Here is a 24,456-nt window from a genome sequence, read left to right as displayed (position 1 = left end):
TCGTTTTATTTTTTTCGGGTTGTGGTTGTAGGCGTTGTGCCTTTTTTTGCAGCCATTACTTTTTTGACGATAGGAATAACAATAGGTGCTAACTTAACGGCAGTTTTTACAACGTTTGATACTTTCATCCCAAAACAGCTCCTTTTACAATTACTACTACCTGTTTCACTTAAAAATAAAACATTAACGGATAACACGAACAGCCTGAATTATATTCCAAATCACAATACCTAGTGAGACGAGAGCATAGATGGCGAATGAAGCAAACCAAATAATCATCACTGTATTATTACTGGAGGTTGGATCTAAACTAAATGTGGAAAAAACAAAGACAATAAAGAACAGGATGCCAAAAACAAAAGGAACTAAATGAGAGACAAGTGCACGAATCGAATGTTTTTTTACATCACTATCTTTTGTCACGAAATATACAATTAATGGAACGATAAAAGGGGCGAAGAAAATACTAAGATAACTAAAGGCAGCTAAAATTTTTTGATTCTCCATAGTTGTACCTCCTTTTTAAATATTTACGCATGAAAAACAGCAAAGTTTCAAAAAAATGATGTATGGAAGGTTGTAATCCTTCAATCCTTTGCGTACAATGAGAGTGTTCAAATAAATTCAGATGTAACGACCACAAGGGGAGCTGATGATGTCAGCTGAGACTGGGCACGTAATGCCTTGACTCTTCGAACCTGTAAGTTAACGCTTGCGTAGGGATGTGGATAGAAACCGACACTTGTACGATGTGAGGCTCTGTCCTGACATCGTTTTTTCGTCCGTAAAGGAAAAAAGGTGTCAGAAAGAGACATATCAGCGCTTTTCTATTCCTGCTCTTGTATCCTACATCGGAACAAAGGAGAGAATATGTATGGACAAAAAAAGACTATTAATGCTAGTGGAGATTGCGATTTTTGCAGCGATAGGTCTCGTACTGGATCAGGTTTCCTTTAAAGTATGGGCACAAGGCGGCTCAGTTAGTCTTGTTATGGTACCGATTATGTTAATAGCATTTCGCTGGGGCTTAGTAGCTGGTCTTACTACGGGACTACTTGTGGGTGTTATGCAAACAATGTTTGGTTCTTATATCGTCCACTGGCTACAAGGGTTACTGGATTATGGCGTTGCTTTTACTGTTGTAGGATTAGCGGCGGTTGTACGTGGACCAGTGTTAGACGCTGCTAAACATATGAACAAAACAAAAATGGCACTTTATATAATCATAGGTACCGTTTTCGCAGGCTTCTTACGATACACAGCTCATACAATTGCTGGTGCTGTATTTTTTGCCGAATATGCGGGTGACCAAAATGCATGGATCTATTCCATCATCTACAATGGTACATATATGCTACCAGCAACCATTTTAACGGCTATCGTTGGTGTTCTTTTATTCACAGCCGCTCCCCAATTAATGCAAAGAAAAGCTTAATGCTAGTCCCTTCACAGGAGTGGAGGGACTTTTTTGTCGTGAATAACTCTTTTAGCACTTTGCAAAGTAGGAAAGCATACAATATTTAAAGCGTTTATCGTTATACGCATAAAAAGTTATGTTATATTAAAGAATAGATATTAGATGAAAGGGACGTTATACATGATTGTAAAAACGCAAGAAGAGATTGAAGCTTTTAAAAAAATAGGACGCATTTGTGCTGAAATTCGCGAAGCAATGAAAGCTGCCACAAAACCAGGTGTTACAACACTTGAGCTTGATGAAATTGCTGGTCGCATGTTTGCAGAGGCTGGCGCTATTTCAGGACCAAAGGGAGAATATGATTTTCCAGGGTATACATGTATTAGCGTCAATGAAGAAGTAGCACATGGTATTCCAGGAAAGCGTGTTATTCAAGAGGGAGATATCGTAAATATTGATGTTTCAGGCTCTTTAAATGGCTATTTTGCTGACACAGGTATTTCATTTGTTGTGGGTGATGGCTATGAGGACAAAGAAAAGCTTTGCCGTGTTGCTAAAAGTGCCTTTGATCGAGCAATGACAAAGGTAAAGGCTGGATCTAAATTAAATCAAATTGGTAAAGCTGTTGAACGCGAGGCAAATGCTAATGGGTTAACTGTTATTATGAATTTAACAGGTCATGGCTTAGGTCAATCTTTACATGATGAACCAAACCATATTTTAAATTATTACGATGCATGGGATACTACTATTATGAAAGAAGGTATGGTCCTTGCGGTTGAGCCATTTATCTCAGCAAATGCAGAACATATCGTAGAAGCAGGTGATGGCTGGACATTCGTGACGCCTGATAAATCACTTGTAGCACAAATCGAACATTCAGTCATTGTAACAAAAGATAAACCAATTATCTTAACGTCATTAGACGAAGAATAGGATGTAATGAAAAAATCCTGCTAACCAATTTATTTTTGGTAGGCAGGATTTTTTTTAATAAATAAAATGCCAACAAAGAGAACACCGCATAAAAATAAAGCAGCTGTAGTGACAAGTAGCTCATCAAAACCATTATGTATGGCGATTCCAATATAAGCCCAAATAAAAACACTTGGATACATAACATCAAAGTGATGGAAACGGATATGTAGCGCAATGGCTCCTCCTAAAGTAAGTAAAATCACTGCCCAAAGAGGCGTACTAAGACCAAAGCCGTTCCAACCATAAGCCGTTAACGTAAAGCTTGTATTTGTGATAAAAATAAATGTCATCCATGCTAAATAAATAGAGAAAGGAATACGACCAAACAAGGATTTGTCATGAAGAGGGTACGTATTATACAACATAAACAAATACAAGACTAAGAGTAATGTAATGCCAAGAGAAACAATAAATAACTCATGGTGCCAGACATATATCGTCAATGCTTGTAATATATTTATGCAACTAAAAAGCGCAGACTGTTTCAAAGTTGTCTTTTTCATGTTCATAACTAACCAATAACCGAGTAAAAAATAAATGATAATCCAAATTACATGACTTACACTAACTGGTGCAAATACAACAGAAAAACGATTAGCGATTTCTAGCGAAGATTGACCGTTGATGTTCACGAAAAAGGATGAAAAGGTTAGGATGATTGAGACAAGATAAGAGATTGTCATCAAGATAAACCGAGGCATGTTTTCCTCTCCCTTCGTGTTAGATTGTATAGGGAAAAGACAAATAAGTATAGTACTGTCACTTTTTTTATTATAACGGAAATTTCCAACAATGTATCGTGTTGTTTTTCTATTAATACCTACAATTTACCATGTCTAATAGGCATCCATATATTTCTTTAGTACAATAAGAATAGCCAAATAAAAGGAGTGAAGTTTCATGACACAAAATTTGAAAAATCTAGATCTAACTGTTGAACTAGACAAAAAGATGTATAAAAAGAAATTAAAAGTACTCCAATATGAAATGTTGAACGCACAACAATTTTTATTAAAAAACAAGATTGGCTTGATCTTGGTATTTGAAGGAATGGATGCAGCTGGTAAAGGTGGCGCTATTAAACGATTAATCGAACGTGTCGATCCCCGCGGTTATGTTGTACATCCTATTTCTGCTCCTCAAGCTCATGAATTACGCTACAATTATTTACAACGATTTTGGAGAAAATTGCCTCAACATGGGCAAATCGCTATTTTTGATCGCTCGTGGTATGGCCGCGTACTAGTAGAACGCATCGAAGGATTCGCAACAAAGGATGAATGGTCTCGTGCTTATGAAGAAATTAATAATTTCGAGAAGATTTTAACTGCAGGAGATTACATAATTATTAAGTTCTGGCTTCATGTTTCAGATGAGGAGCAATTAAAACGCTTTAAAGAACGTGAACAAAACCCTTATAAATCTTGGAAGTTAACAGCCGAGGATTGGCGCAATCGAGATAAAACACCTCAGTATATTGAAGCAGCAAATGCGATGTTTGAAAAGACAGATAAAAAAGATGCACCATGGGTCTTAGTCGCTGGAGATGACAAAAAGTATGCACGTGTTCAGGTGCTACAGGAAACTATTGCACACATTGAACGAGAGGCTCAAAGACGTGGTCTTCATTTAACAAATGTATTAGACAATACTCAACTAGAGGATGCTGATTCCTCCAGCTTAGAAATAGTAAACGTGAAAAAGAAAGAACAAAAAACTAAATAATTGAATTGTGCTGCTATGACAATAAGACATAAGCTGTTTTGGTTGTAGCAGCCTGTTTTTTTACATACAATGAAATATAAATAGGGTTTGCAATTATGGCTTGTAGCCAATGAAACAAAGAGAAACGTATTGATTTTTATTGGAAGGCTAGTGTGGAGAAATGGTGCTTAAAATTTGGAATCTATTAAGAAAAAAGGGTGGGAATGTGGTAACAATAAAGGGGGAAAAATGCTACATCCGCACATTCCAAGAAAAAGATGCACGAAGTTTAACGGGTCTCGTAAGCCGTAATAAATACTTTTGGTCTATATACGAGCCACTGCAAAGACCTGAATACTATACAGTCGATGCTCAATACAAAAAAATTCAAGAAAGTCTCTATTTAATGGAGTCTAAGCGTGAATTTACTTTTGGTATTTTTGAGCATAGTACAAATAATCTAATAGGGCATATTGCACTTTATGCTGTCAAACGCTTACCGTACTCGAGTGCATTTGTTGGCTATGCGATGGATGAGATTTATGTTGGAAAGGGCATTGTCACAGAAGCTGTGAATATGGTGGTCCGATTTGCATTTGAACAAATTGGTCTACATCGTGTAGAGGCCTACGTATCGACACAAAATAATGCCTCCATGCGTGTATTAGAGAAGGCTGGATTTCAGCAGGAGGGTCTGCTAAGAAAGCTACTGTATATCAATGGTCATTGGGTAGATCACTATATGTATGCACGTTTAGAGGATGAATAGAAAAATAAGTGCCTATCTTCTACATAGAGAGGATAGGCACTTGCTCTTTTATGAATGTATGAAGAAATAATTTTATTGTTTATTTCCATCTTCAATTAAATCTAGATGACCTGTATTTGGATCAATTATTAAACCATGAACAGGTACGTCTTTTACCATTAATGGATGATTACGAATTGTATCGACACTTTTCTTAACACTTGTTGCTACATCACCGAAACCTCGTAAAAACTCTTTCAAATCAAAACCAGAATATTCCAACATTTTGATTGTTTCTGGATCGATGCCTCGTTGTACCATTTCGCTAAGCATGGCGTCAGGATCAACCGCACTCATACCACAGTCATAATGTCCAACAACATACACTTCATCAGCTTGTAGGCCGTAGACAGCAACTAATAAACTACGCATAACTGCACCGAAAGGATGGCTCACTAACGCACCAGCACTTTTCACTATTTTTACATCGCCATTACGCAAATTCATCGCTTTTGGTAAAAGCTCTACAAGACGAGTATCCATACAAGATAAAACAACAATACGTTTATCAGGATATTTCGTAGTGATGAATGGCTCATATTTTTTTTCTTGTACAAACTCTTTGTTAAATTCTAGAATATCTTGTAACATTGTCATGAATATTGCTCCCTTCCTTACAAAAAATATTGTAGAGCAAAATTTTCAATATGCAAACAATAAAGACTTTATTCAGATAATTTTTACAATAAAGGAGCAGTTTCATACGCTTTAGTAGATGAAATAACTTGTAAGCTATAAAAAAACAGCTACCTATAAATAGTAGCTGTTTTTTACACATTAAAATTTTTCGTTTGGCTTTGGATCTACAGTTACTGAAGACTTGCTATCTAAACCAACTTGTAGGTAGTGGATGAAGAATCCCGTTGAAATTAATAAAACTGCTGAAAAGCCAAGAACAGTTGTAATGAACATTATTAGAGCTCCTCTCTACTTAAATGATCTACTAAAATTCCCTAAAACAATTATACAATAGGTTACTAGGAAAATCTAAGGATAATTTATGACAACCTTAACATACTTAGCCTAGAATACTATTAGTAGGAATGGATTATTTAGAATGCCCAATTTCCATCACGGAATATTGGGTCTATTTGATCATCATGTGTTATTCCATCTATATTCATTTTGGTAGAGCCAATCATAAAGTCTACATGTGTCAAGCTTTGATTGAGACCATGCGCGCTTAGTTCCTCAGAAGTCATTTCTTTGCCGCCCTCAATGCAAAAAGCATATGCACTACCAATGGCAAAATGATTGGATGCATTTTCATCAAACAATGTATTGTAAAATAATAGGTCGGATTGTGAAATAGGTGATTGATGTGGTACTAATGCTATTTCACCAAGGTAATGAGAACCTTCATCTGTTTCAATAAGAGAAGCTAAAATTTCTTGGCCTTGCTCCGCCTTGACGTCAATGATTCGACCATCTTTAAATGTTAGTGTGAAATTATCTATAATATTGCCACCATAGCTTAAAGGCTTAGTGCTTGATACATAACCATTAACACCTGTTTTTAACGGTGCTGTAAAAATTTCTTCAGTTGGCATATTGGCCATAAATGTTTGGCCTTGAGTATTTATACTACTACCCCCTGTCCACACATGGTGTGGAGGCAGCTCAATTGTTAGATCTGTGCCTGGTGCAGTATAATGCAGTGATTTAAATTGCTTTGTATTTAAATAATCAGCTTTGCTATGTAATTCCTGATCATGTGTATGCCAAGCTTCAACAGGATTTTCAACGTCTATACGTGTGGCTGCAAAGATAGCTTCCCATAATGCATCCATTTGCTGTTCTTCTGGAAGGTGAGGAAAGACCTTTGCTGCCCAAGCTTTAGATGGAGCAGCAATGACAGACCAGCTAAACTTATCTGCTTGTAACCATTGATAATAGTTGGCAAGTGCTTGGCCAGATGCTTTTTGAAATGCCATGATTCTATCGCGCTCAATACCTTTTAATAAATCGGGATTTTGTGAGCTAATGCTTAAGAAAGCAGCACCATGTTCAGCTAACCATTCACGTTCCTGCACTTTCCAAGGTGGGAAGAAATCAAATGAGTCTTTTGGTGCCCCTTCATAGCGAGCACGTACAAGTTCATCATCGGATATATCGACAAAAACTTGTTTAGCACCATTTTTATAGGCAATTTTAGTAATTATTTGTGCGAGTTTTAGGTTATCAGTCGAACAGCTTATATAAAGATACTGATCTTTTTGGATATTTACTCCTACTTTCACCGCTAACTCGGCATATTTTAGTAATTTTGTGTCAAACGATAATAACAAAATCATATCCCCTTTCAATTTAAGACAGTTAAGTGTAATATTCTTAATTCAATATAATCAAAAATGGTCGAAATGTGAATAAAAAGCATTAATTACATCGAAAAATATATGAAATACATTTATACTAGGAATATATATATTTAAAATATGGAAAAAAAGACGAAATAACATTAGATAGTAGATTTGGAGGTTCTAGAATGGATAAGTCGTCGATTATAGGGTTAATACTTGCTTTAGTAGCACTATTAACAGGGATGGTAATGAAGGGTGTAAGTTTATCTGCATTTTATAACCCAGCAGCTATCCTAATTATCATTTTTGGTACTATTTCCGCAGTAACAATTGCCTTTCCTATGCAGGAGTTAAAGCGTGTGCCGAAGCTATTTAAGATTCTTTTTAAAGAAACAAAATTAGCAAATGATATAGAGATTATTAAAATGTTTTCACAATGGGCTGACTTAGCTCGTCGCGAAGGGCTATTAGCACTTGAAAGTAAGGCCTCAGAGATTGAAGATCCATTTTTGAAAAATGGCCTTACATTAGCAATTGATGGTCAAAATGCTGATTACATACGTGATGTCTTAACAGAAGAAGTAGAAGCGATGGAAGAGCGACATACTAGTGGAGCAGCTATTTTTACACAAGCAGGTACATATGCACCTACTTTAGGGGTTCTTGGTGCAGTAGTAGGGTTAATCGCCGCATTGGCTGATATGAATGATATCGAAAAGCTAGGACATGCTATCTCAGCTGCCTTCATGGCTACATTACTCGGTATCTTTACAGGGTATGTTTTATGGCATCCATTTGCGAACAAGCTAAAACGTAAATCTGCTTTAGAGGTAAAACAAAAGAGAATGATGATTGAGGGTATCCTTTCAGTATTAGAAGGGGAGGCTCCACGTGTAATTGAACAGAAACTATCATCATACTTAACGATGGAAGAACGTCGTCAAATTTCTGGTGAAAGCGGGGCGGGTGGCCTTGGCAAAGAAAGCTAAGAAGAAAAAGCATGATGAACATATTGATGAATCTTGGTTAGTGCCATACGCAGATATTTTAACTTTGCTGCTAGCCGTGTTCATTATTTTGTTTGCCTCAAGTTCAGTCGATCAAGAAAAGCTAGAAAGAATGTCGGCAGTTTTTAGTCAAGTCTTTGATGGTGGAACTAGTTTTCTAGAGCAACCTGCACCAGTCCCTACTCCGAATGCGGATAGCGACCAAACGCCACAGCAAAACTCTGCCTATTTAAAGGATCAACAGGAGTTAGCTGAAATAAAAGATAGTGTGGATAATTTTATTGCAGTCAATGAAATGGAAGATCAGTTTGCCACAGAAATGACGGATGAGGGATTACTAGTGACAATCCGCGATAGTATTTTATTTGACCCAGGGCAGGCAAAAGTTAAACCTGAGTATGTCCCTATTGCCAAAGAGCTATCAACTATGCTGGTATCTGATCCAGCTCGAAATATTGTCATCACAGGTCATACAGATAATGTACCAGCAGGTCCGAATTTCTCATCAAACTTTGAACTATCTGTTTTGCGTGCAACGAATTTTTTAAATCTTCTTATTGAAAGTAATGACCAGTTAGATCCTACGCGCTTTAGTGCAAAAGGAAACGGTGAGTATCGTGCAATTGCACCAAATGACACAGCCGAAGGACGCGCAAAGAATCGTCGTGTAGAAGTTTTAATTCAACCATTAGTTACAGAGGATGGTTCAGAAACAAAGAGTACACCGTAATAAAAGAGCTATTAGCAGCAGACAAATGTCTTGAGCTAATAGCTTTTTGTTTTACCTATTTACGTAAAGATCCTAATTCAGCAACAATCGCTTGCATTTCGCTTGGACTAAAAGTTTCTCTCTTCATAACCATTTCATATAGATACACTAAATCTTCATAATTTGCTTCATCGAAGTTTTCTGATTTCATTGCATCGACATTCACCATACGAAGCTTGTCCTTCATTTGATCAACCATATACATAACGTTTTCTTTAGATGGAACTGATAAATCCATTTTTTACCCTACCTTTCGTCATCCTCGCACATATCATTTCATTGAATAAAAAAAATGTCAACTCCGTATTTGGGCATTGCTTTAAAAATAGACTGTTATTGGGTAGAATAAGTGCAGAAGACTGTTTATTTATGAAATAATAGGGAATATGCAACTATACAAGCAGGGGGTTTTAATATGGGTCAAAGTAAATTATTAGCATCTATTGTAGCAGGAGCAGCAGTAGGAGCAGCATTAAGTATGTTAGATCGTGCTACACGAGAAAAAACAATTGCCTCAACAAAAAAGATGAAGGAAGCCATCTCATACTATGCAGCAAATCGAGAAGAATTGCAGGTTTTGGTAGAGGAAAAAGTACTCGCGGCAAAGGTGCTTTGTGAAAGTGTGTCAGATAATGTCAACACAATTGCTGAAAAGGTAGATGAATTTAAGGATTTACCTTCCACGATACAGGGAATGATTGAAGATACGAAATCAGCCTTTACTTTACCTCATAAGGAGTAAAGGTCGTTTTAGGAGGAATTGTATGGAAAAGAATAAAGCAACATTGCATAACGCTTTTGGGTTTGTAAAATCGTTTGTTTCTCCAGAGGAGGGAGCGATTGATATTATGACATCCAAAGGCTTTATCCAAGATTTAATAGGTCGGCTCAAGCGAGTTGAAATATCTGCGCTTGCTGCACAATTGGCTTATTTCTTTTTACTATCGTTCTTCCCCTTACTTATTTTCTTGGTGACACTATTACCATATCTTAACTTAGAAACAACTCAGGTCTATTCATTTTTAGTGAATATCTTACCTGATGAAGTGTATAAGCTGATTGAAAATACACTGAATGAGATTTTAACAAATCGCAACAGTAGTTTACTGTCCATTGGGGTTTTAGGTACTATTTGGTCTGCATCTAAAGGCATTAATGCATTACTTCGTGCTTTAAATAAAGCCTACGATACAGAAGGGAGAGCAGGCATATTAGATAGGGGTTTATCACTTGTTTTTACAATCGCTCTCGTTATTGTTATTGCCGTTGCGCTCTTATTACCGGTCTTTGGTCAGCAAATTGGACATTTCCTATTCTCAATCGTCGGAATAGAGGAGCAATTTGAATCAGTTTGGCATAGATTAAGATGGTCAATCCCGCCATTATTGATTTTCATCGTATTAATGGGCATCTACTGGTTTGTGCCAAATACAAGTCCTCGTTTGAAAATAATGGGCGTATGGCCAGGAGCGTTATTTGCCACGCTTGCTTGGTTAGCAGTCACATACGGTTTCTCTTTTTATATTAATAATTTTGCAAATTATTCTGCTACATACGGTAGTATTGGTGGCGTCATTATTTTAATGCTCTGGTTATATTTTACGGGAATCATTTTAATCTTTGGTGGCGTATTAAATGCTACAATGCAGAAAAGAGCACTTCAAAAGGAAATTCGTCGATAAGGAAATGATCATTCATTAACAATAGCCTCGCTAAACTCATAAAGAGTAGCGAGGCTATTTTACTTGATTTTACCTGATTAAATGCATCAATTATTCAATGAAAGCCACAGCGCATGTCACAGGAAGAGTAGCTTCAAGCAAGCTGGACTCAATTATGCTGAGGCTTACTTGATGTTAAACATTTTTATTGAGCATACGTAAACCATTTAGAATAACTAGAATTGTACTACCTTCATGCCCGATTACGCCTAATGGCAAGTCGACAACTTGTAAAAAGTTAGAGGCGATTAATAAGATAATAACCCCGATAGAAAAGAAAATATTTTGTTTCACAATACGTTGCATTTTACGTGATAAACGAACAGCATAGGCGATTTTTGATAAGTCATTTTTCATTAGCACGACATCCGCTGTTTCAAGCGCCACGTCTGTGCCTTCACCCATAGCGATGCCAGTAGTTGCGGTAGCCAATGCAGGGGCATCATTAATACCGTCGCCGACCATGCCAACAAATTGATGCTGTGTAAGTAGGCGTTTCATTTCAGTTACCTTCGTTTCTGGCAGACATTCTGCGACGTATTCAGTAACGCCAGCCTCCTTCGCGATAACTTTCGCTGTTTTTTCGTTGTCACCTGTAAGCATCACCACTTGAATACCAAGCTCTTTTAATAATGTAACAGCTTTCTTAGCTTCAGAGCGCACAGTATCTTTTAATGCTGTTAATGCAACAATACCATGTTGATCGCGAATGAAAATAACTGTTTTTCCCTCTGCTGCAAGTTTAGTTACAGCACTATTTGCAAAACTGTTAGCAAGTTGTACATCAACAAACTCTGGTTTGCCTACTTGATACTCCTTGTTTTGAATCGTTCCTTTAATACCCCAGCCAGGAATATCTTCAATTGTTGCTTGTGGCAGTATGTCGATTCCTTCAGCCTTAGCATAGGAGGTAATCGCTTGGGCAAGGGGATGATTGGATTGAGATTCAATTCCTGCAAGAATTGCTAGAGCCGTCTCACGTTCTACTCCATCACGGACAATAAAATCTGTAACAACTGGTTTTCCTTGCGTTAAAGTACCTGTTTTATCGACCGCCAATGCACGTAACACACTAAGATGCTCTAAATGTAAACCACCTTTAAATAGCACACCATTTTTTGCACCATTTGATATAGTAGCGAGTGTTGCAGGCATAATGGAGGCAACGAGTGCACAAGGTGAAGCAACCACTAATAACACCATTGCTCGGTAAAAGGTTGTTGTCCAGTCCCAGCCGAGTAAGAAGTGGGGAAGAACCATCATAATGGCAACACCAAGTAAAACAAATTTTACATAAGTCCCTTCAAACTTTTCGATGAATTGTTGAGAGGGAGATTTTTCACTTTGGGCACTTTGAACGAGCTGTATAATTTTTTGGAAAAGGGTCTCTGAATTCGCCTTTGTCATTTCCATAGTAATAGCACCATTTAAGTTGACTGTGCCTGCAAAAACTTCGTCTCCTTCGCTTTTTGAGATTGGCAGTGGCTCACCGCTAATAGCTGACTCATCAATAGAAGATTGGCCTTTAAAAATAATGCCGTCTGCTGGAATTCGTTCGCCAGGTTTAATCAATAAATGATCCCCGATTTGTAATGTGGAAACTGATACTTTCATAGGCTCAAATCCGCCACGCACTAACCAAGCTTCTTCTGGCTGTAAATTCATAAGTGCAGATATTTCCCGATGACTTTTATTCATCGCATAAGTTTCAAGTGCACCACTTACTGCAAAAATAAATATTAGGATGGCCCCCTCTGTCCAATAGCCAATTGCAGCTGAGCCAATTGCAGCTAATACCATCAACAGCTCAACATTTAGCTTTCGCTCTTCTATGGTTTCTTCAATGCCTTCTTTTGCTTTCGCGAAACCACCTACACAAAAGGCAATTAAATATAGTAGAACGGAAGCTGTTGTTTGTCCACTTGTGTCTAAACGCCATGCTAGTAAGATGAAAATTCCAGCCATTAATGCAGCAATTAATTCTGCATGTTCTTTTATTTTCTCAATTATGTTTATGTTTTCTCGATTAGAGTATTCCATCTTTATCCCTCCTGATAATGAAAATCAATATCAAAACCTTTATAAATTAGCGTTGTTTGAGCTATTCAATTGAAAATGGATTTCAATTACCTTCTCTTTTGTTTAGAATTATTATAACAAAGGAATTTATAAAAATAAAGTAGGAAGTTTGATGGAGATTTTTAAACAATTTGCGAAAGGATTGAAAAAGGCACAGTCTATTCACTAGGAATATTCTGTGCCTTACAAAATTGTGCAATAAAATGAGTTACTACTGCTATCTATTATTTAATTAGAAGACTCTTTCTGCATGCAGAGCAAGTTTTTCTAATGATGATTTATCCACATCTGCATGTAGTGAGTTACCATGTGAATCCATTGTTACAACTGCTGTAAATTTTTCAACATTTAAGTGCCACATGGCTTCAGGAATACCGAATTCCATTAAATCAACACCATCAACGCCTTTAATACAGTCCGCATAGTATTGTGCTGCTCCACCAATTGCATTCAAGTAAACGCCACCATGCTCATTAAGCGCTTTTAATGTTTTTGGTCCCATTCCACCTTTACCAATAACAGCACGGATACCGAATTTTTTCATGATATCGCCTTGATAAGGCTCCTCACGAATTGAAGTAGTTGGGCCAGCAGCTTTCACTGTCCAATTGCCTTCTTCATCCTTAGCCATTACAGGTCCGCAGTGATAAATAACTTGTCCATTTAAATCAACTGGTGCATCGTGGCTCATTAAATGGTGGTGGATTGCGTCACGGCCAGTATACATACGACCAGTAATAGAAACGACATCTCCAACTTTTAATGAACGAATTTGTTCTTCAGTAATTGGCGCAGTAAGTTCTACTACATCTGTAGTTGTATCTTCTGTTGTAGCAGCTACTTCATTCTCTTTGAAGGTAATTTTTTCACCCTCTTGATAGTGCCAATTCAAAATTTCGCCAGTTTGAGGATCGATGTCCACAGCCATACGACGGTAAGCCCAACAATTATATGCTACTGATACATAGAAAGAGGCAGGTATACGGTGCATTACGCCAATTTTACAGCCTAATAATGTTGCTTCACCACCGAAGCCCATTGTACCGATACCAAATGTGTTAGCCGTTTTAACAACATACTCTTCTAACTTAGCAAGATCTGCATTTGGATTTGTATCTTCAACATGGCGGAATAATTGCTCTTTTGCTAAATCATAGCCCGAAGAACGGTCTCCACCAATACCTACACCAATGAAACCAGCAGAACACCCTTGACCTTGTGCTTGGTATACAGAGTGTAAAATACATTTACGAATACCATCTAAGTCACGCCCTGCACGACCAAGACCTTCTAGTTCACATGGTAGACTGTATTGAATGTTTTTATTTTCACAGCCGCCACCTTTGAGAATTAACTTAATTGTAATGTAATCTTTTTCCCATTGCTCAAATTTCATTACTGGCAAACCATCACCAAGATTATTACCACTGTTTGCACCAGATAATGAATCCACCGCATTAGGACGTAATTTAGCATCTGCAGTTGTATCGTTGATTGCTTTTTTGATTGCAGCTTTAATTTCTAATTGGTTTACGCCAACAGGAGTATAAATTTTGAAAGTTGGTAGCCCTGTATCCTGACAAATTGGTGACACGTTATCTTCTGCCATAATAATATTATTTGCAATTGTGTCTAAGCTCATTGCTGCACGAGTACCAGCATTCTCAGCTTCTTTTGCTTTTTTAATAGCACGACGTACATCCTTAGGTAAATTCGTAGATGTTTCAGTAATTAAATCGTAAAGACTTTTCTCCAAATTTTGTAGATTCATTGGTATTGCCCCCCATAGAAAAATTGATTATTTCCACGTTACATTATACTCTTTTCAACTAATGAAAAAAAGGGTCCTTATCTGAGACCGCTAAATTAAAACATATTTTAATAATATAGAAGGAGAGTATTGATTTTATAGAACGTTTGTTCTAAAATAGAATAAATCCAATATTAGGAGGAACTTGCATGACTGCTAAAACTTTACTTGAATTACCCGAAGCATTCGAGCAATATAGACCATTAATAGAAGGGACAATGAAGCCTGTTGTATTGGTTAATACGGAAATAAGTAAAACAACTTTATTTCAAAGTAAGTTTGCAGGAGATCCTTATTTCCCATTGGGAATGGACTATCCAAAAAACATGAAGGGACAACCGTTAAAGCTATTAGCTCAAATTAACTTTGCAGAGGTTCCTATGCATTTACCCAATTTCCCAGAAGAGGGAATATTGCAGTTTTATATTGATGGTTATGACGATGTTTTAGGAATGGATTTTGATAATGGACAAAATCAAGAAGGCTTTCGTGTAATATTTCATGAACAAGTTATACAAGATGAAGCACAGCTTATTCAAGATTTTTCTTTTATAGAAATAGATGATGAAGAATTATATTTTCCTGTCGAGCGTGAAATGGCATTATCCTTTACTACAGGCGTTGAGCCGATGTCGATTGATGATTTTAGAAGCAATGAAAAGTATGCTAGCATCTTAACAGCTTTGGAGGATGACGAAGCATTAGAAGACAGCTTCTACGATGCTATGACTGGTGATGGTCATAAAATTGGAGGGTATCCATTCTTTACGCAAGAGGATCCTCGAGCATATGGAGATTATAAAGATTCAATCATTTTGCTGTTACAGATTGATAGTGTCGGCGACAATATTCTTTGGGGCGATTGTGGCGTTGGCAATTTCTTTATCACAGAGGAAGAGTTAATGAATAAAGATTTTAGCAAGGTACTTTATAATTGGGATTGCCATTAAAAAACAAGCGAGCACACGATGCTCGCTTGTTTTTTATTCATTATTGTTCACGAGCATGAAATTGCTCCATTTTGTCCTCTAAATCATCCATCATTTGGATTAAGCGATCAATATCTTCTAACTCAGCTGTTTCAGGATCAAGGGCATCTAATACTTCTAAAAACATCTCCAGACGCTCTTTTAAATAGGTTACTTGTTGCTCTTTATCAGTGATTGGCTTTGACATTCGTACACCTCATTTCATCCCTTTCATCGTAGCTGATTTGAGCTTAAATTTCAATGTTTAGGGAAACACCTAGGACTAAGAGATTAATTTTAAAAAAACAATAAACAGAATATTTACAATATTGAGGGTGTATGTTAAAGTTGTTTTAAGATAAAGTAAAGGAGCTGATTGGAAAAAGTCATCTGCAACGCTAACTCGAAAAGGAGGGAGTTTAAACAAGTAATCGGTAATATTCAAAAGCCGAAAATCGTGTTTATACAATTAAATGAGGATAAGTATTAGTTAAGCCTTAGCGTAAAATCACATGTGGTGAGCGCTAAGGCTTTTTGGTATGCTGTTCTTTGGAAGAATGACTAGATAGTGGAGGGAAAAATGACGTACTTCTCAGATTACAGCAAAAAAAGATTTACCATTTTAGTAGTAATTGTATCCATATCAGGCTTTTCACAAGGGATGCTATTACCGCTTATTTCAATAATATTTGAACGTGATGGGGTATCCTCTGCATTGAATGGCTTGAATGCAACAGGCTTATACATAGGAACATTACTGATTTCACCATTTATCGAGCAGCCCTTACGCAGGTGGGGCTATAGACCGATTATTTTAATTGGTGGAGCACTAGTTTTTGCGTCTTTACTTGCATTTCCTCTATGGAAAAGTGTGACCTTTTGGTTTGTCCTTCGTTTATTAATTGGCGTAGGCGATCATGCCTTGCATTATGCCACACAAACATGGATTACTAGTACTGCAGATCATAAAAGCTTAGGGAAGGGGATGGCCATTTATGGCTTATCATTTAGCATAGGTTTTGCTGTTGGGCCACTTATGGTGAAGCTCATTGAAATTGCTGAAGCGCTACCGTTTATCGTATCTTCAATAATGTGCCTCTTTGCATGGTCCTTTGTATTTCTCTTACAAAATGAAAAGCCTGAGCGTTTAACAGGTGATTTAAATGCCAGAGGATGGCAACGGTATAAAATGGCTATTGTATTTGGGTGGATTGCCTTTTTAGGTCCATTTGTTTATGGTTTTCTGGAGTCTTCACTAAATGCCTTGTTTCCTGTCTATGCACTACGCAAGGGCTTTGAAGTCGGCATGATTCCTATCATTTTATCTGTGTTTACATTTGGTGGTATTTTAACGCAAGTACCGCTTGGTGCACTAGGAGATAAAGTAGGGAGAAGGAATATTTTGATGATTGGGTCATTTGGTGGCGCAATTATTTTTGCGATTGCAAGCTTTTTAGAGCATTCACAATTCGCTGTGGCTGTCGCATTTTTCTTAACGGGTACGCTGGTTGGCTCGATGTTTTCTTTAGGGATTACATTTATGGCTGATTTGACACCAAAGGAGCTACTGCCTACGGGGAATTTACTTTGCGGAATTGCTTTAAGTATTGGTAGCTTAACAGGTCCATTTTTAGGTGGAGTTTATTTAGAATATGTAAAAAATTATAGCTTCCTTTTACTTGTGGCTATGCTTTTGTTAGCCGTTGCAATCGTTTTATTTATATTTGGACGCCGCAAGCATCAACAACCAAGGATGGCAAAATAAAAAGAGCGGGGCTCATCTCCCGCTCAAAAAACAAAAAACGCCCAGCAAATCCGTGCTGTTATGGCGTTTTTTGCGTAACAAGGATGTTCCGTCCAAGTTACATAGGTTTGGCACCTAGAAAATTATTATACAGACATGTTCTAATGAAAGCAATAAAAAAGAAAATGGGTATTTTTGGACATTATCCATCTTTCTATTTATAATAAAAGAACACTTGCTTAAAAAGGAGGTTTTTATCATGACAGAAATGAAAAAACTATCTATCCACCGTGCTTTAACAGAATTAAAAATGCTGACTCTGCGAATTGAAGCAGCAACAAATGAGGTTAGTGCAGTCGTAGCTAATCGAAAAAGCAATCGTAAAATTAATGGTGTAGACATTCCTGAATATGAAAAACAAATGCAAGCATCCTATGATAAAGTGCTAGGTTTAATTTCCTATCGAAATAAAATAAAAGCACTAGTTGTGCAGTCCAATGCAAACACAAAGGTGTTGGTGGGCAAAGAGGAAATGACTGTAGCGGAGGCAATTGAACGGAAACAATCCATTCAATACGAAAAGAATTTGCTAGAAGTTATACAGCATCAGCATCGTTCAGCTATCAATACGATTGCCAAAGAAAATGATGCATTACCTGCAAAGCTGGAAACCTATTTAATTAACATATTGGGCAATAAAGATAAACAATCATCAGAGGAAGTCAAATTACATACCGAAACATTTATGAAAAGAAATGAGTTTGAAATTATTGATCCCCTAAATGTTAAACAACAAATTGAGAAATTGAGCAATCGGATTGAAGAATTTGAATCAGAGGTGGACGCTGTCTTATCAGAGTCGAATGCCACAACCTTTATTGAAGTACAAGTTTAAAAAGATTTGCATGTCCTAGCGAAAATGGAAAACGAAAAGTCGCTCGCGCTTCAAGGCATGTGTGCGAGTTAAAACGTAAAACATGCCTTACTCCAATGGTAACTTTCAACTAACTGATTTGAAAGCTCAAAGGTAAAAGGTGAAAGTATAAATCTTACGTTTTAAAGTTCTTTGAATAAAAGCTGAAAATTTAACATTTAATAATTATTTAAATCCTGGGTTATTGGTTAAGGTATCGACTTTTCTGGACCATCCATCATCCACCAGGCAGCTTGTGCTGTGCATTAGAAAAAGGACGTCTCCTAGGGGAAACGTCCTTTTCATACTATTTGTTTTTTAAAACAAGTTTTGCAACGCATTCCACCTGCGCCGTTTGTGCGAACATATCCACAGGCTGAATATACTCAACATGATAAAGCTTAGATAATTGTTGTAAGTCCTTTGCCAAAGTGGATGGGTTACAGGAGGTATAAACAAAACGTTTAGGTTTTAGTTTAAGGACTGTTCGAATAAATTCAGGTGCTAGTCCTGTACGTGGTGGATCTACCGTAATTACATCAGGAGTAAATCCTTCCTTACGCCATTTCGCTAGAACACTTTCCGCTGTACCGACTGCATATTTCGTATGCTTGAAGCCATGATTTCGAGCATTTTTACGAGCATCCTGAATGCTTTCAGGAATGATATCCATTCCACGAACTTCCTTCGCTTTATCCGCTAACCATAATCCAATTGTGCCAACGCCACAGTATGCATCAACCACTGTTTCTTTTCCCGTTAAAGCAGCAGCCTTTTTAATTTCATCATAAAGATGAACTGTTTGCTTTGGATTTAGTTGGAAGAAGGCGCGGGCAGATAAATCAAAGGCCAATTCGCCAAGCTCTTCATGAATGGTTTCTTTGCCATCAAGAACAACAGTTTCATCACCGAAGATTAATGATGTTTTTTCACGGTTAATATTTTGTGCAATGGATACAATACTCGGATCAATTTTTTTAATACGTGTAATCAATTCAGCTAAATGAGGGATTTCTTTCCTTGTTGTGACAAGAACGACTTGTGTCTCCCCGGTACGAATACCTGTACGTACAACAATCGTACGCACTAAACCATCTAGGGTACGACCATCGTAAATAGTGATATTTAGCTTTTGCAAAATTTTTCGAGTGGCAACGGTGATTTTGGAAGTAATTGGGTGCTGAACAAGGCAATCATTAATGTTTAACAGCTTATTACTTCCTTCAGCAAATAAACCTGCGTAAACACGCTTGCTTTCTTTACGTACTTGGAATTGGCTTTTATTACGATAATGCCAAGGATCATCCATGCCAAGTGTTTTTCTCACTTCAATTGTTTCGAGTAAAGGTTTGGCATAACGCTCTAATGCTTGTATAACAATGTCTCGCTTTTCTATTAGCTGTTTTTCATAGGTCATATGCTGAAGCTGGCAGCCCCCGCACTCATTGTACACTGGGCAAGGTGCTTCCTGACGATGTTTTGAAGCTTTACGAATGGCTAATATCTCTGCTTCAGCAAAATTACGTTGTGTTTTTGTTACTTGAGCTGTGATCTCTTCACCAGGAATGGCTCCTTTTACAAATATCACATTACGTTTATAAAAACCTACACCTTCACCATTAATGCCTAGCCTTTTTATTGTTAGTGGGAATTTTTGTCCCACGGTCATTGTTGTTTGCTGCGTCAAACGTTCCACGTCCCTGCTCTATATTGTCATCTCCCCATTATAGCGAAGGAGCAGGCGATTGCAAAGCAACAGGGAAATCTTCATATTCTAATACTAAATCGTCAAGCGATAAGAACGTATAACCTTGCTTTTTAGCTTCTGCAATAAACATTGGTAATGCTTCCGCATTATCCTGTGCTACGGTATGCATTAAAATAACGGCACCAGGATGCAGTTGTTCCATAAGTGCATTATAAGCATAATCTGCCCCACGACGCTCATCCTTCATCCAATCCTTAAAGGCCACAGACCAGAAAATATGACGATAACCTTCTGCATTGCCCACCTCTAGCACTTTTGCATTAAAAATTCCTTCAGGTGGACGAGCATATGTTGTACGATCGATGCCTGTCAATTCACGTAACTTGCCATCGAACTTTTGCCATTCTGCACGCATGCCATCTGGTGAAAGTCGAGCCATATTAGGGTGACCATAGGAGTGATTCCCGATAGTATGACCATCCTTCACCATGCGTTTCACTAAGTCGCTTGCACTGTCTAAGTAATGGCCTGTTAAAAAGAAAGTAGCAGGTACATTTTCTTTTTTCAATGTATCCAAAATACTTTCAGTAAAGCCGTTTTCATAGCCATTATCAAATGTTAAATAGGCAATTTTTTTATCTGCCTTCCCTTTATAAATCGCACCATATTTGTCAAGTAACTGATCGAGCTGTGCTCCTGCCTCTGCCTGCTCACCGTTTTTAGCACGTTTAAAGCCCCAATGGTGTTCATCAGAACCAGCAGCAAAAAATGGATTAAAGCTAATTCCTGCGGCAATAATAAAAGTAGCAATTACCGCACCAACAATATGTTGTTTCCACATAAAAACGCATCCTTTCTTTTTCATTAGAATGCGTAATTACTAAAAAAATTATCCAACTTAATTTTTTCTAATTTTGAGCCTTTAACAAATTTTCAAGTGCTTGCTTTAAATAAGGGTATTTAAATATAAAATGTTGTTGTTCTAATAGGGTTGGTAGCACTTGTTGTCCTTCTAAAACAAGTGTGCTTTGTTCGCCGAGAGCTAAACGCATCGCAAAGCTAGGAACAGGCAGCCAATGACGTCTGCCCATGACTTCGGCAATCGTTTGACCAAATTCCTTCATTCTCATAGGATGCGGGGCTGTTATATTAAATGGTCCATGAATATTTTCATTTGTAATAGCGAAATAAATAGCACGTGCTACATCTTCAATATGTACCCACGAAAGCCATTGCTCTCCAGAGCCAATCGTTCCACCTATATGCATTTGATAGGGCAATAGCATTGGTGGAAGTGCGCCACTATTTCTACCTAAAATGACACCAAAGCGTGCAAGAGCCACACGAATACCTAATGCTTCTGCTCGTTTCGCATGTCGCTCCCAATCGTGGACTGTAGTGCCTAAAAAATCAGTTGCGTAATCCGTAAAATCTTCATCATAGATGGCTTGTGTGGAAGTTGGGTATATACCAACTGCACTAGCATTGACAAGGACTTTTGGTTTTATCGTGAGCATGTCCATTATACGTATAATCTCTAATGTGGCATTCATTCTGCTCCAATAGATAGCTTTCTTTTGCTTTTTTGTCCAACGACCATTATTTAATGAAACACCTGCTAAATTCACAAAGGCATCTACACCTTCAAAGATTTCCAAAGCTTGCTCATGCTGATGTAGCCATTGAACATAGTGAACGCCATTTTCTAGCTTTGACTCATGACGCGTTAAGACAAAAATGTCGTGTCCGTTGTGCTGCAATAGCTGTATAAGAGCATTTCCAACAAAGCCAGTGCCACCTGCAATCACTATTTTCATAACAAGCACCTCTTTTCTCGAATAAAACGCTTACTTTTAAGTTTATCATGTAACCAAAAAGTAAACATCTTTAGGCATTAATTGCAGAGAAGAAAGTTTACCCGTGGAAGGGAAGAGAATGCCCGCGAACATAGGGAAATTAACCGTGCTAATTGTCAGATCCCCCATAAAGAAATGCTATAATGATAATAGTGAGGTGTTTGCTATGCGTATGATTACAAAAATTGCACGTCAAAAAAACAATCCTGAACGCTATAATATCTATTTAAATGAAGAGTATGCTTTTCCGGTTGATGAAGCCATTCTCATTCAATTTGGTTTAACAAAGGGAAAAGTGCTCGATGAATTCGAAATTCAAGAGATTGCCTATGAAGATGAGATACGTAAGGCATTTAATAAGGGGTTAAACTTCCTTTCATATCAAATGCGAAGTGAGCATGAGGTTAAGAAAAAACTGCTCAACTTAGAATTTGGAGAAGCTGTAGTGTTAGAGGCAATCCAAAAGTTAAAATCCTATGGCTTTATTAATGATGAAAACTTTTCAAAGGCTCTGCTTGATACAAAGAAAGCTACTATGAAAAAAGGACCAAGAGCCATTAGACAAGACATGATCAAAAAAGGCATTGAGAAAAACTTGCAGGATGAGGTGCTTGCTACATATAGTTTTGAGGAACAAGTAAAACTGGCGAAGCAACTGGCAGAGAAAATTGTTCGAGCGGAGAGCAAGAAGACCCCAACACAGATTAAGACCAAAATTCAGGATTACTTATTAAGAAAAGGGTATGCTTTCTCGATTGTAGAAGAGGTGCTTAGCCAAGTTGAGATAGGGCAGGATGATGACAACTGGCAGCAGCTACTTGATGCTCAAGGCGAAAAAGTTTGGAAAAAGTACGTATCGAAGTATACTGGTTATGAGCTAAAAATGAAGGTTAAACAGGCGCTCTATCAAAAGGGTTTTCCTATAGAAGTAATAGATCTTTTTATAGAAGAGAAGGAGAATGAAGAATGAGTGAAAAAAATTATGCAGCTATGTCTGAACATGAATTGCGAGAGGAAATTGCTTTTCTAAAAGAGAAAGCTCGAAAGGCAGAACAGCTAGGGATCATCAATGAGTTTGCTGTTTATGAACGCAAAGCTTTAATGGCTGCGGCTTATTTAGTGGATCTTGATACAATCGTTCCAGGAGAAATGTATCGTATTGATGGTTCAGATAATGAGTTTTTCCAAGTAGATTATTTGAAGGGACGCTTTGCTTGGGGTCATCGTTTAGGCGGAGACAAGTACCAAGAGGCACTACCAGTATCTATCCTTTCACCAGTAAAGGTGGGCAAATAAATGGATGAAAAAATTGAGAAACTAACACAAGAGTTACTTGCAAAGAATCCTCAGATGTCTGTTGGACGGGCACAGGTTTGGGTGGAGTTGTTATGGAGTGACTTTGAATCAACTGCCGCGAAAGCAGGGTATGATTATCGTGGGGCAGAGTATACAGAAAATCTTGTTCGTCAATTAATTGCTAGCTATGGTGATAAACTACATGCTTTTGCAGGGCGCAATCCGAAGTATATACATTTACTAGATGCTAGTGATGATATGGTACAATAATAAAAACCCTGACCAATATTGGTCAGGGTTTACTGCTTAATTACTCGCACCAATTTGTAGTTTTTTCTGTAGCTTATCTTCTGTAAAGATCCAGCCTGTGTAAGACGTAATAATGTCATTCGCATCATTTAAATGTGCTACGGCAACGAAAGGATAGCGATTGTCACTACGGTAACGCAAATCGATTAACCTTACTTCTATTAGGCCGTTTTCAAGCTCGGAAATCTCCCATCGATACATAGGAGAGAAAGACACAAATGCAGCTAAGTTAGGATCTTTCATTGCAGCATCTACAAGCGCAGTTTTAGGCAAAGGCTTAATTTCGAATTTATCGTAAATATTAACAGTCCTTCCATAAGCACGGCCAACATAATAATGAGTTTTGGACTTTGCTGCGATTCGCCAGTGGAAGAAGCGCATAGTAGGTGCTACAATGACATATTCTTCATCTTGAATAGTATGATGCACCGCGTTTTTTACTGCTTTTTGCACAGCAAAACGCAAAATATAGTAAATCACGATAACCACGTACATGATACTGAATGTCCATACTGGATTTGTGCCAAATGCCCATAACACAATACCTACACAATGTAAGGTAAAAATGATGGGATCGAAGGTATTAATGACACCTAACGCAACCCATTTTCGAGAGAAAGGTCGAATTGCTTGTGTACCATACGCGTTAAAAATATCGACAAAAACATGAAGTGCAACAGCTAAAAATGTCCAAAGCCATAAATGTAACACATTCACATCTTGCAAAATCAGTGATAAAACAATTGTAATTAAAATAGGCCATATAGCTACAGCTGGTAGTGAGTGTGTAATTCCTCGATGATGTCTGATATAGATGGCGTTATTACGTAGTTTTAACACAGTGTCGACATCTGGAGCTTGTGAGCCAATAATTGTACCTGCCATTACTGCTGTAAAAGTCATTGAATGATTGGCTACTACAGGGTCAGCTAATGCAAGACCGCCAAGGGCAATACCCATAACGAAATGTGTACCTGAATCCAAAAATATCCACTCCTAGTATGCATTAAAATCGAGTACAATGTGCATACAACTTTATTTCGAACATAATAAAAGGTATATTGAAATA

Annotated in this window: 28 protein-coding genes and 1 riboswitch; of the genes, 14 read left to right on the top strand and 14 right to left on the bottom strand. The window is 37.6% G+C overall.

Annotated elements, in window-relative coordinates; genetic code table 11:
- Nucleotides 1-5 precede the first annotated feature (5 nt).
- Together C7B89_RS23485 and C7B89_RS21140 are read right to left on the bottom strand one after the other, a co-directional pair.
- Nucleotides 6-128: a hypothetical protein gene (locus tag C7B89_RS23485; protein WP_004225603.1), complete on the bottom strand. Its 123-nt coding sequence runs from the start codon at nucleotides 126-128 to the stop codon at nucleotides 6-8.
- A 55-nt stretch (nucleotides 129-183) separates the two neighbouring features.
- Nucleotides 184-507, bottom strand: a complete 324-nt coding sequence (locus C7B89_RS21140; protein WP_115674540.1) for a magnetosome magnetite crystal formation protein family — start codon at nucleotides 505-507, stop codon at nucleotides 184-186.
- A 125-nt stretch (nucleotides 508-632) separates the two neighbouring features.
- A riboswitch (TPP riboswitch) is annotated at nucleotides 633-740 on the top strand.
- 134 nt (nucleotides 741-874) lie between these two features.
- On the opposite strand from C7B89_RS21140, the gene thiT reads away from it, so the two are divergent.
- Nucleotides 875-1,435 carry an energy-coupled thiamine transporter ThiT gene (gene thiT, locus C7B89_RS21135; RefSeq protein ID WP_036076950.1) on the top strand — a complete coding sequence of 187 codons (561 nt, stop codon included), beginning with the start codon at nucleotides 875-877 and terminating at the stop codon, nucleotides 1,433-1,435.
- 162 nt (nucleotides 1,436-1,597) lie between these two features.
- Complete coding sequence (gene map / locus C7B89_RS21130) at nucleotides 1,598-2,353, top strand: type I methionyl aminopeptidase (protein ID WP_048394807.1); 756 nt, start codon at nucleotides 1,598-1,600, stop codon at nucleotides 2,351-2,353.
- Nucleotides 2,354-2,382: 29 nt separating this feature from the next.
- On the opposite strand, the gene C7B89_RS21125 is transcribed toward map, so the two are convergent.
- On the bottom strand, nucleotides 2,383-3,096 hold the full coding sequence (locus C7B89_RS21125; protein WP_115674539.1) for a hypothetical protein: 714 nt from the start codon (nucleotides 3,094-3,096) through the stop codon (nucleotides 2,383-2,385).
- A 199-nt stretch (nucleotides 3,097-3,295) separates the two neighbouring features.
- On the opposite strand from C7B89_RS21125, the gene C7B89_RS21120 reads away from it, so the two are divergent.
- Complete coding sequence (locus tag C7B89_RS21120) at nucleotides 3,296-4,120, top strand: polyphosphate kinase 2 family protein (protein WP_115674538.1); 825 nt, start codon at nucleotides 3,296-3,298, stop codon at nucleotides 4,118-4,120.
- A 160-nt stretch (nucleotides 4,121-4,280) separates the two neighbouring features.
- Entirely contained in the window at nucleotides 4,281-4,868 is a 588-nt protein-coding gene (locus tag C7B89_RS21115) for a GNAT family N-acetyltransferase (RefSeq protein ID WP_054549012.1), read from the top strand.
- A gap of 72 nt (nucleotides 4,869-4,940) precedes the next feature.
- Here the strand turns inward: C7B89_RS21115 and C7B89_RS21110 are convergent, their stop codons facing one another.
- From C7B89_RS21110 to C7B89_RS21105, 3 genes are all read right to left on the bottom strand, one after another.
- Nucleotides 4,941-5,504: a beta-class carbonic anhydrase gene (locus C7B89_RS21110; protein ID WP_004225593.1), complete on the bottom strand. Its 564-nt coding sequence runs from the start codon at nucleotides 5,502-5,504 to the stop codon at nucleotides 4,941-4,943.
- 180 nt (nucleotides 5,505-5,684) lie between these two features.
- The gene (locus C7B89_RS23480; protein WP_004225590.1) at nucleotides 5,685-5,819 is read right to left on the bottom strand and encodes a hypothetical protein; all 135 of its coding nucleotides are present in this window, start codon (nucleotides 5,817-5,819) and stop codon (nucleotides 5,685-5,687) included.
- Between the two features lie 140 nt (nucleotides 5,820-5,959).
- Nucleotides 5,960-7,201, bottom strand: coding sequence for an aminopeptidase (locus C7B89_RS21105; RefSeq protein WP_112116680.1), 1,242 nt, complete (start codon nucleotides 7,199-7,201; stop codon nucleotides 5,960-5,962).
- A gap of 191 nt (nucleotides 7,202-7,392) precedes the next feature.
- Between C7B89_RS21105 and motA the strand changes: the two genes are divergently transcribed.
- Together motA and motB are read left to right on the top strand one after the other, a co-directional pair.
- On the top strand, nucleotides 7,393-8,196 hold the full coding sequence (motA, locus tag C7B89_RS21100) for a flagellar motor stator protein MotA (RefSeq protein ID WP_004225583.1): 804 nt from the start codon (nucleotides 7,393-7,395) through the stop codon (nucleotides 8,194-8,196).
- Nucleotides 8,180-8,944 (top strand): flagellar motor protein MotB, encoded by a 765-nt coding sequence (gene motB, locus C7B89_RS21095; RefSeq protein WP_115674537.1) that lies wholly within the window; start codon nucleotides 8,180-8,182, stop codon nucleotides 8,942-8,944. Before motA ends, motB begins: the two co-directional genes overlap by 17 nt.
- Nucleotides 8,945-8,999: 55 nt before the next feature.
- Here the strand turns inward: motB and C7B89_RS21090 are convergent, their stop codons facing one another.
- On the bottom strand, nucleotides 9,000-9,221 hold the full coding sequence (locus C7B89_RS21090; RefSeq protein ID WP_004225580.1) for a DUF1128 domain-containing protein: 222 nt from the start codon (nucleotides 9,219-9,221) through the stop codon (nucleotides 9,000-9,002).
- A 177-nt stretch (nucleotides 9,222-9,398) separates the two neighbouring features.
- Between C7B89_RS21090 and C7B89_RS21085 the strand changes: the two genes are divergently transcribed.
- Complete coding sequence (locus tag C7B89_RS21085; RefSeq protein WP_115674536.1) at nucleotides 9,399-9,725, top strand: YtxH domain-containing protein; 327 nt, start codon at nucleotides 9,399-9,401, stop codon at nucleotides 9,723-9,725.
- Between the two features lie 22 nt (nucleotides 9,726-9,747).
- Entirely contained in the window at nucleotides 9,748-10,665 is a 918-nt protein-coding gene (locus C7B89_RS21080; RefSeq protein WP_004225576.1) for a YihY/virulence factor BrkB family protein, read from the top strand.
- 174 nt (nucleotides 10,666-10,839) lie between these two features.
- Here C7B89_RS21080 and C7B89_RS21075 read toward each other — a convergent pair whose 3' ends face one another.
- Entirely contained in the window at nucleotides 10,840-12,744 is a 1,905-nt protein-coding gene (locus C7B89_RS21075; protein WP_115674535.1) for a heavy metal translocating P-type ATPase, read from the bottom strand.
- 271 nt (nucleotides 12,745-13,015) lie between these two features.
- Nucleotides 13,016-14,554: a fumarate hydratase gene (locus tag C7B89_RS21070; protein WP_048394791.1), complete on the bottom strand. Its 1,539-nt coding sequence runs from the start codon at nucleotides 14,552-14,554 to the stop codon at nucleotides 13,016-13,018.
- A gap of 188 nt (nucleotides 14,555-14,742) precedes the next feature.
- Here C7B89_RS21070 and C7B89_RS21065 point away from each other — a divergent pair, with 188 nt between their 5' ends.
- Nucleotides 14,743-15,543 (top strand): YwqG family protein, encoded by an 801-nt coding sequence (locus tag C7B89_RS21065; protein WP_115674534.1) that lies wholly within the window; start codon nucleotides 14,743-14,745, stop codon nucleotides 15,541-15,543.
- 40 nt (nucleotides 15,544-15,583) lie between these two features.
- Here the strand turns inward: C7B89_RS21065 and C7B89_RS21060 are convergent, their stop codons facing one another.
- Entirely contained in the window at nucleotides 15,584-15,769 is a 186-nt protein-coding gene (locus tag C7B89_RS21060) for an SE1561 family protein (RefSeq protein ID WP_016995373.1), read from the bottom strand.
- A 372-nt stretch (nucleotides 15,770-16,141) separates the two neighbouring features.
- Here C7B89_RS21060 and C7B89_RS21055 point away from each other — a divergent pair, with 372 nt between their 5' ends.
- Nucleotides 16,142-17,326 carry an MFS transporter gene (locus C7B89_RS21055; RefSeq protein ID WP_115674533.1) on the top strand — a complete coding sequence of 395 codons (1,185 nt, stop codon included), beginning with the start codon at nucleotides 16,142-16,144 and terminating at the stop codon, nucleotides 17,324-17,326.
- A 238-nt stretch (nucleotides 17,327-17,564) separates the two neighbouring features.
- Complete coding sequence (locus C7B89_RS21050) at nucleotides 17,565-18,200, top strand: hypothetical protein (protein ID WP_115674532.1); 636 nt, start codon at nucleotides 17,565-17,567, stop codon at nucleotides 18,198-18,200.
- A 325-nt stretch (nucleotides 18,201-18,525) separates the two neighbouring features.
- Here C7B89_RS21050 and rlmD read toward each other — a convergent pair whose 3' ends face one another.
- From rlmD to C7B89_RS21035, 3 genes are all read right to left on the bottom strand, one after another.
- Nucleotides 18,526-19,905 (bottom strand): 23S rRNA (uracil(1939)-C(5))-methyltransferase RlmD, encoded by a 1,380-nt coding sequence (gene rlmD / locus C7B89_RS21045; protein WP_115674531.1) that lies wholly within the window; start codon nucleotides 19,903-19,905, stop codon nucleotides 18,526-18,528.
- Between the two features lie 37 nt (nucleotides 19,906-19,942).
- On the bottom strand, nucleotides 19,943-20,767 hold the full coding sequence (locus C7B89_RS21040) for a polysaccharide deacetylase family protein (RefSeq protein ID WP_009371550.1): 825 nt from the start codon (nucleotides 20,765-20,767) through the stop codon (nucleotides 19,943-19,945).
- Between the two features lie 67 nt (nucleotides 20,768-20,834).
- Nucleotides 20,835-21,743, bottom strand: coding sequence for a TIGR01777 family oxidoreductase (locus C7B89_RS21035; RefSeq protein WP_115674530.1), 909 nt, complete (start codon nucleotides 21,741-21,743; stop codon nucleotides 20,835-20,837).
- Between the two features lie 205 nt (nucleotides 21,744-21,948).
- Here C7B89_RS21035 and recX point away from each other — a divergent pair, with 205 nt between their 5' ends.
- The 3 genes from recX to C7B89_RS21020 are packed head-to-tail and all read left to right on the top strand — an operon-like array spanning nucleotide 21,949 to nucleotide 23,348.
- Nucleotides 21,949-22,752, top strand: a complete 804-nt coding sequence (gene recX, locus C7B89_RS21030) for a recombination regulator RecX (protein ID WP_115674529.1) — start codon at nucleotides 21,949-21,951, stop codon at nucleotides 22,750-22,752.
- A complete protein-coding gene (locus C7B89_RS21025; RefSeq protein ID WP_036076977.1) occupies nucleotides 22,749-23,078 on the top strand; it encodes a YfhH family protein in 330 nt (109 codons plus the stop codon). The genes recX and C7B89_RS21025 overlap by 4 nt, the downstream gene beginning before the upstream one ends.
- Nucleotides 23,079-23,348: a YfhJ family protein gene (locus C7B89_RS21020; RefSeq protein ID WP_048394780.1), complete on the top strand. Its 270-nt coding sequence runs from the start codon at nucleotides 23,079-23,081 to the stop codon at nucleotides 23,346-23,348.
- Between the two features lie 36 nt (nucleotides 23,349-23,384).
- Here the strand turns inward: C7B89_RS21020 and C7B89_RS21015 are convergent, their stop codons facing one another.
- Nucleotides 23,385-24,371 (bottom strand): metal-dependent hydrolase, encoded by a 987-nt coding sequence (locus C7B89_RS21015; RefSeq protein WP_054549020.1) that lies wholly within the window; start codon nucleotides 24,369-24,371, stop codon nucleotides 23,385-23,387.
- Nucleotides 24,372-24,456: the final 85 nt, after the last annotated feature.

The organism is Lysinibacillus capsici (assembly GCF_003367505.1).
GTDB classification, from domain to species: Bacteria; Bacillota; Bacilli; order Bacillales_A; family Planococcaceae; genus Lysinibacillus; species Lysinibacillus capsici.
This window is presented reverse-complemented; position numbering and strand designations above follow the sequence as displayed.

Coding starts and splice junctions, on each gene's coding strand:
- C7B89_RS21120 (WP_115674538.1), top strand. CDS start 3,296: ATGACACAAAATTTGAAAAATCTAGATCTAACTGTTGAACTAGACAAA.
- C7B89_RS21080 (WP_004225576.1), top strand. CDS start 9,748: ATGGAAAAGAATAAAGCAACATTGCATAACGCTTTTGGGTTTGTAAAA.
- C7B89_RS21035 (WP_115674530.1), bottom strand. CDS start 21,743: ATGAAAATAGTGATTGCAGGTGGCACTGGCTTTGTTGGAAATGCTCTT.
- C7B89_RS21050 (WP_115674532.1), top strand. CDS start 17,565: ATGACAGAAATGAAAAAACTATCTATCCACCGTGCTTTAACAGAATTA.
- C7B89_RS21140 (WP_115674540.1), bottom strand. CDS start 507: ATGGAGAATCAAAAAATTTTAGCTGCCTTTAGTTATCTTAGTATTTTC.
- C7B89_RS21025 (WP_036076977.1), top strand. CDS start 22,749: ATGAGTGAAAAAAATTATGCAGCTATGTCTGAACATGAATTGCGAGAG.
- motA (WP_004225583.1), top strand. CDS start 7,393: ATGGATAAGTCGTCGATTATAGGGTTAATACTTGCTTTAGTAGCACTA.
- C7B89_RS21125 (WP_115674539.1), bottom strand. CDS start 3,096: ATGCCTCGGTTTATCTTGATGACAATCTCTTATCTTGTCTCAATCATC.
- C7B89_RS21110 (WP_004225593.1), bottom strand. CDS start 5,504: ATGACAATGTTACAAGATATTCTAGAATTTAACAAAGAGTTTGTACAA.
- C7B89_RS21040 (WP_009371550.1), bottom strand. CDS start 20,767: ATGTGGAAACAACATATTGTTGGTGCGGTAATTGCTACTTTTATTATT.
- C7B89_RS21105 (WP_112116680.1), bottom strand. CDS start 7,201: ATGATTTTGTTATTATCGTTTGACACAAAATTACTAAAATATGCCGAG.
- C7B89_RS21065 (WP_115674534.1), top strand. CDS start 14,743: ATGACTGCTAAAACTTTACTTGAATTACCCGAAGCATTCGAGCAATAT.
- C7B89_RS21020 (WP_048394780.1), top strand. CDS start 23,079: ATGGATGAAAAAATTGAGAAACTAACACAAGAGTTACTTGCAAAGAAT.
- C7B89_RS21085 (WP_115674536.1), top strand. CDS start 9,399: ATGGGTCAAAGTAAATTATTAGCATCTATTGTAGCAGGAGCAGCAGTA.
- C7B89_RS21060 (WP_016995373.1), bottom strand. CDS start 15,769: ATGTCAAAGCCAATCACTGATAAAGAGCAACAAGTAACCTATTTAAAA.
- C7B89_RS21070 (WP_048394791.1), bottom strand. CDS start 14,554: ATGAATCTACAAAATTTGGAGAAAAGTCTTTACGATTTAATTACTGAA.
- C7B89_RS21090 (WP_004225580.1), bottom strand. CDS start 9,221: ATGGATTTATCAGTTCCATCTAAAGAAAACGTTATGTATATGGTTGAT.
- C7B89_RS21115 (WP_054549012.1), top strand. CDS start 4,281: ATGGTGCTTAAAATTTGGAATCTATTAAGAAAAAAGGGTGGGAATGTG.
- C7B89_RS23485 (WP_004225603.1), bottom strand. CDS start 128: ATGAAAGTATCAAACGTTGTAAAAACTGCCGTTAAGTTAGCACCTATT.
- C7B89_RS21055 (WP_115674533.1), top strand. CDS start 16,142: ATGACGTACTTCTCAGATTACAGCAAAAAAAGATTTACCATTTTAGTA.
- thiT (WP_036076950.1), top strand. CDS start 875: ATGGACAAAAAAAGACTATTAATGCTAGTGGAGATTGCGATTTTTGCA.
- map (WP_048394807.1), top strand. CDS start 1,598: ATGATTGTAAAAACGCAAGAAGAGATTGAAGCTTTTAAAAAAATAGGA.
- C7B89_RS21075 (WP_115674535.1), bottom strand. CDS start 12,744: ATGGAATACTCTAATCGAGAAAACATAAACATAATTGAGAAAATAAAA.
- C7B89_RS23480 (WP_004225590.1), bottom strand. CDS start 5,819: ATGTTCATTACAACTGTTCTTGGCTTTTCAGCAGTTTTATTAATTTCA.
- recX (WP_115674529.1), top strand. CDS start 21,949: ATGCGTATGATTACAAAAATTGCACGTCAAAAAAACAATCCTGAACGC.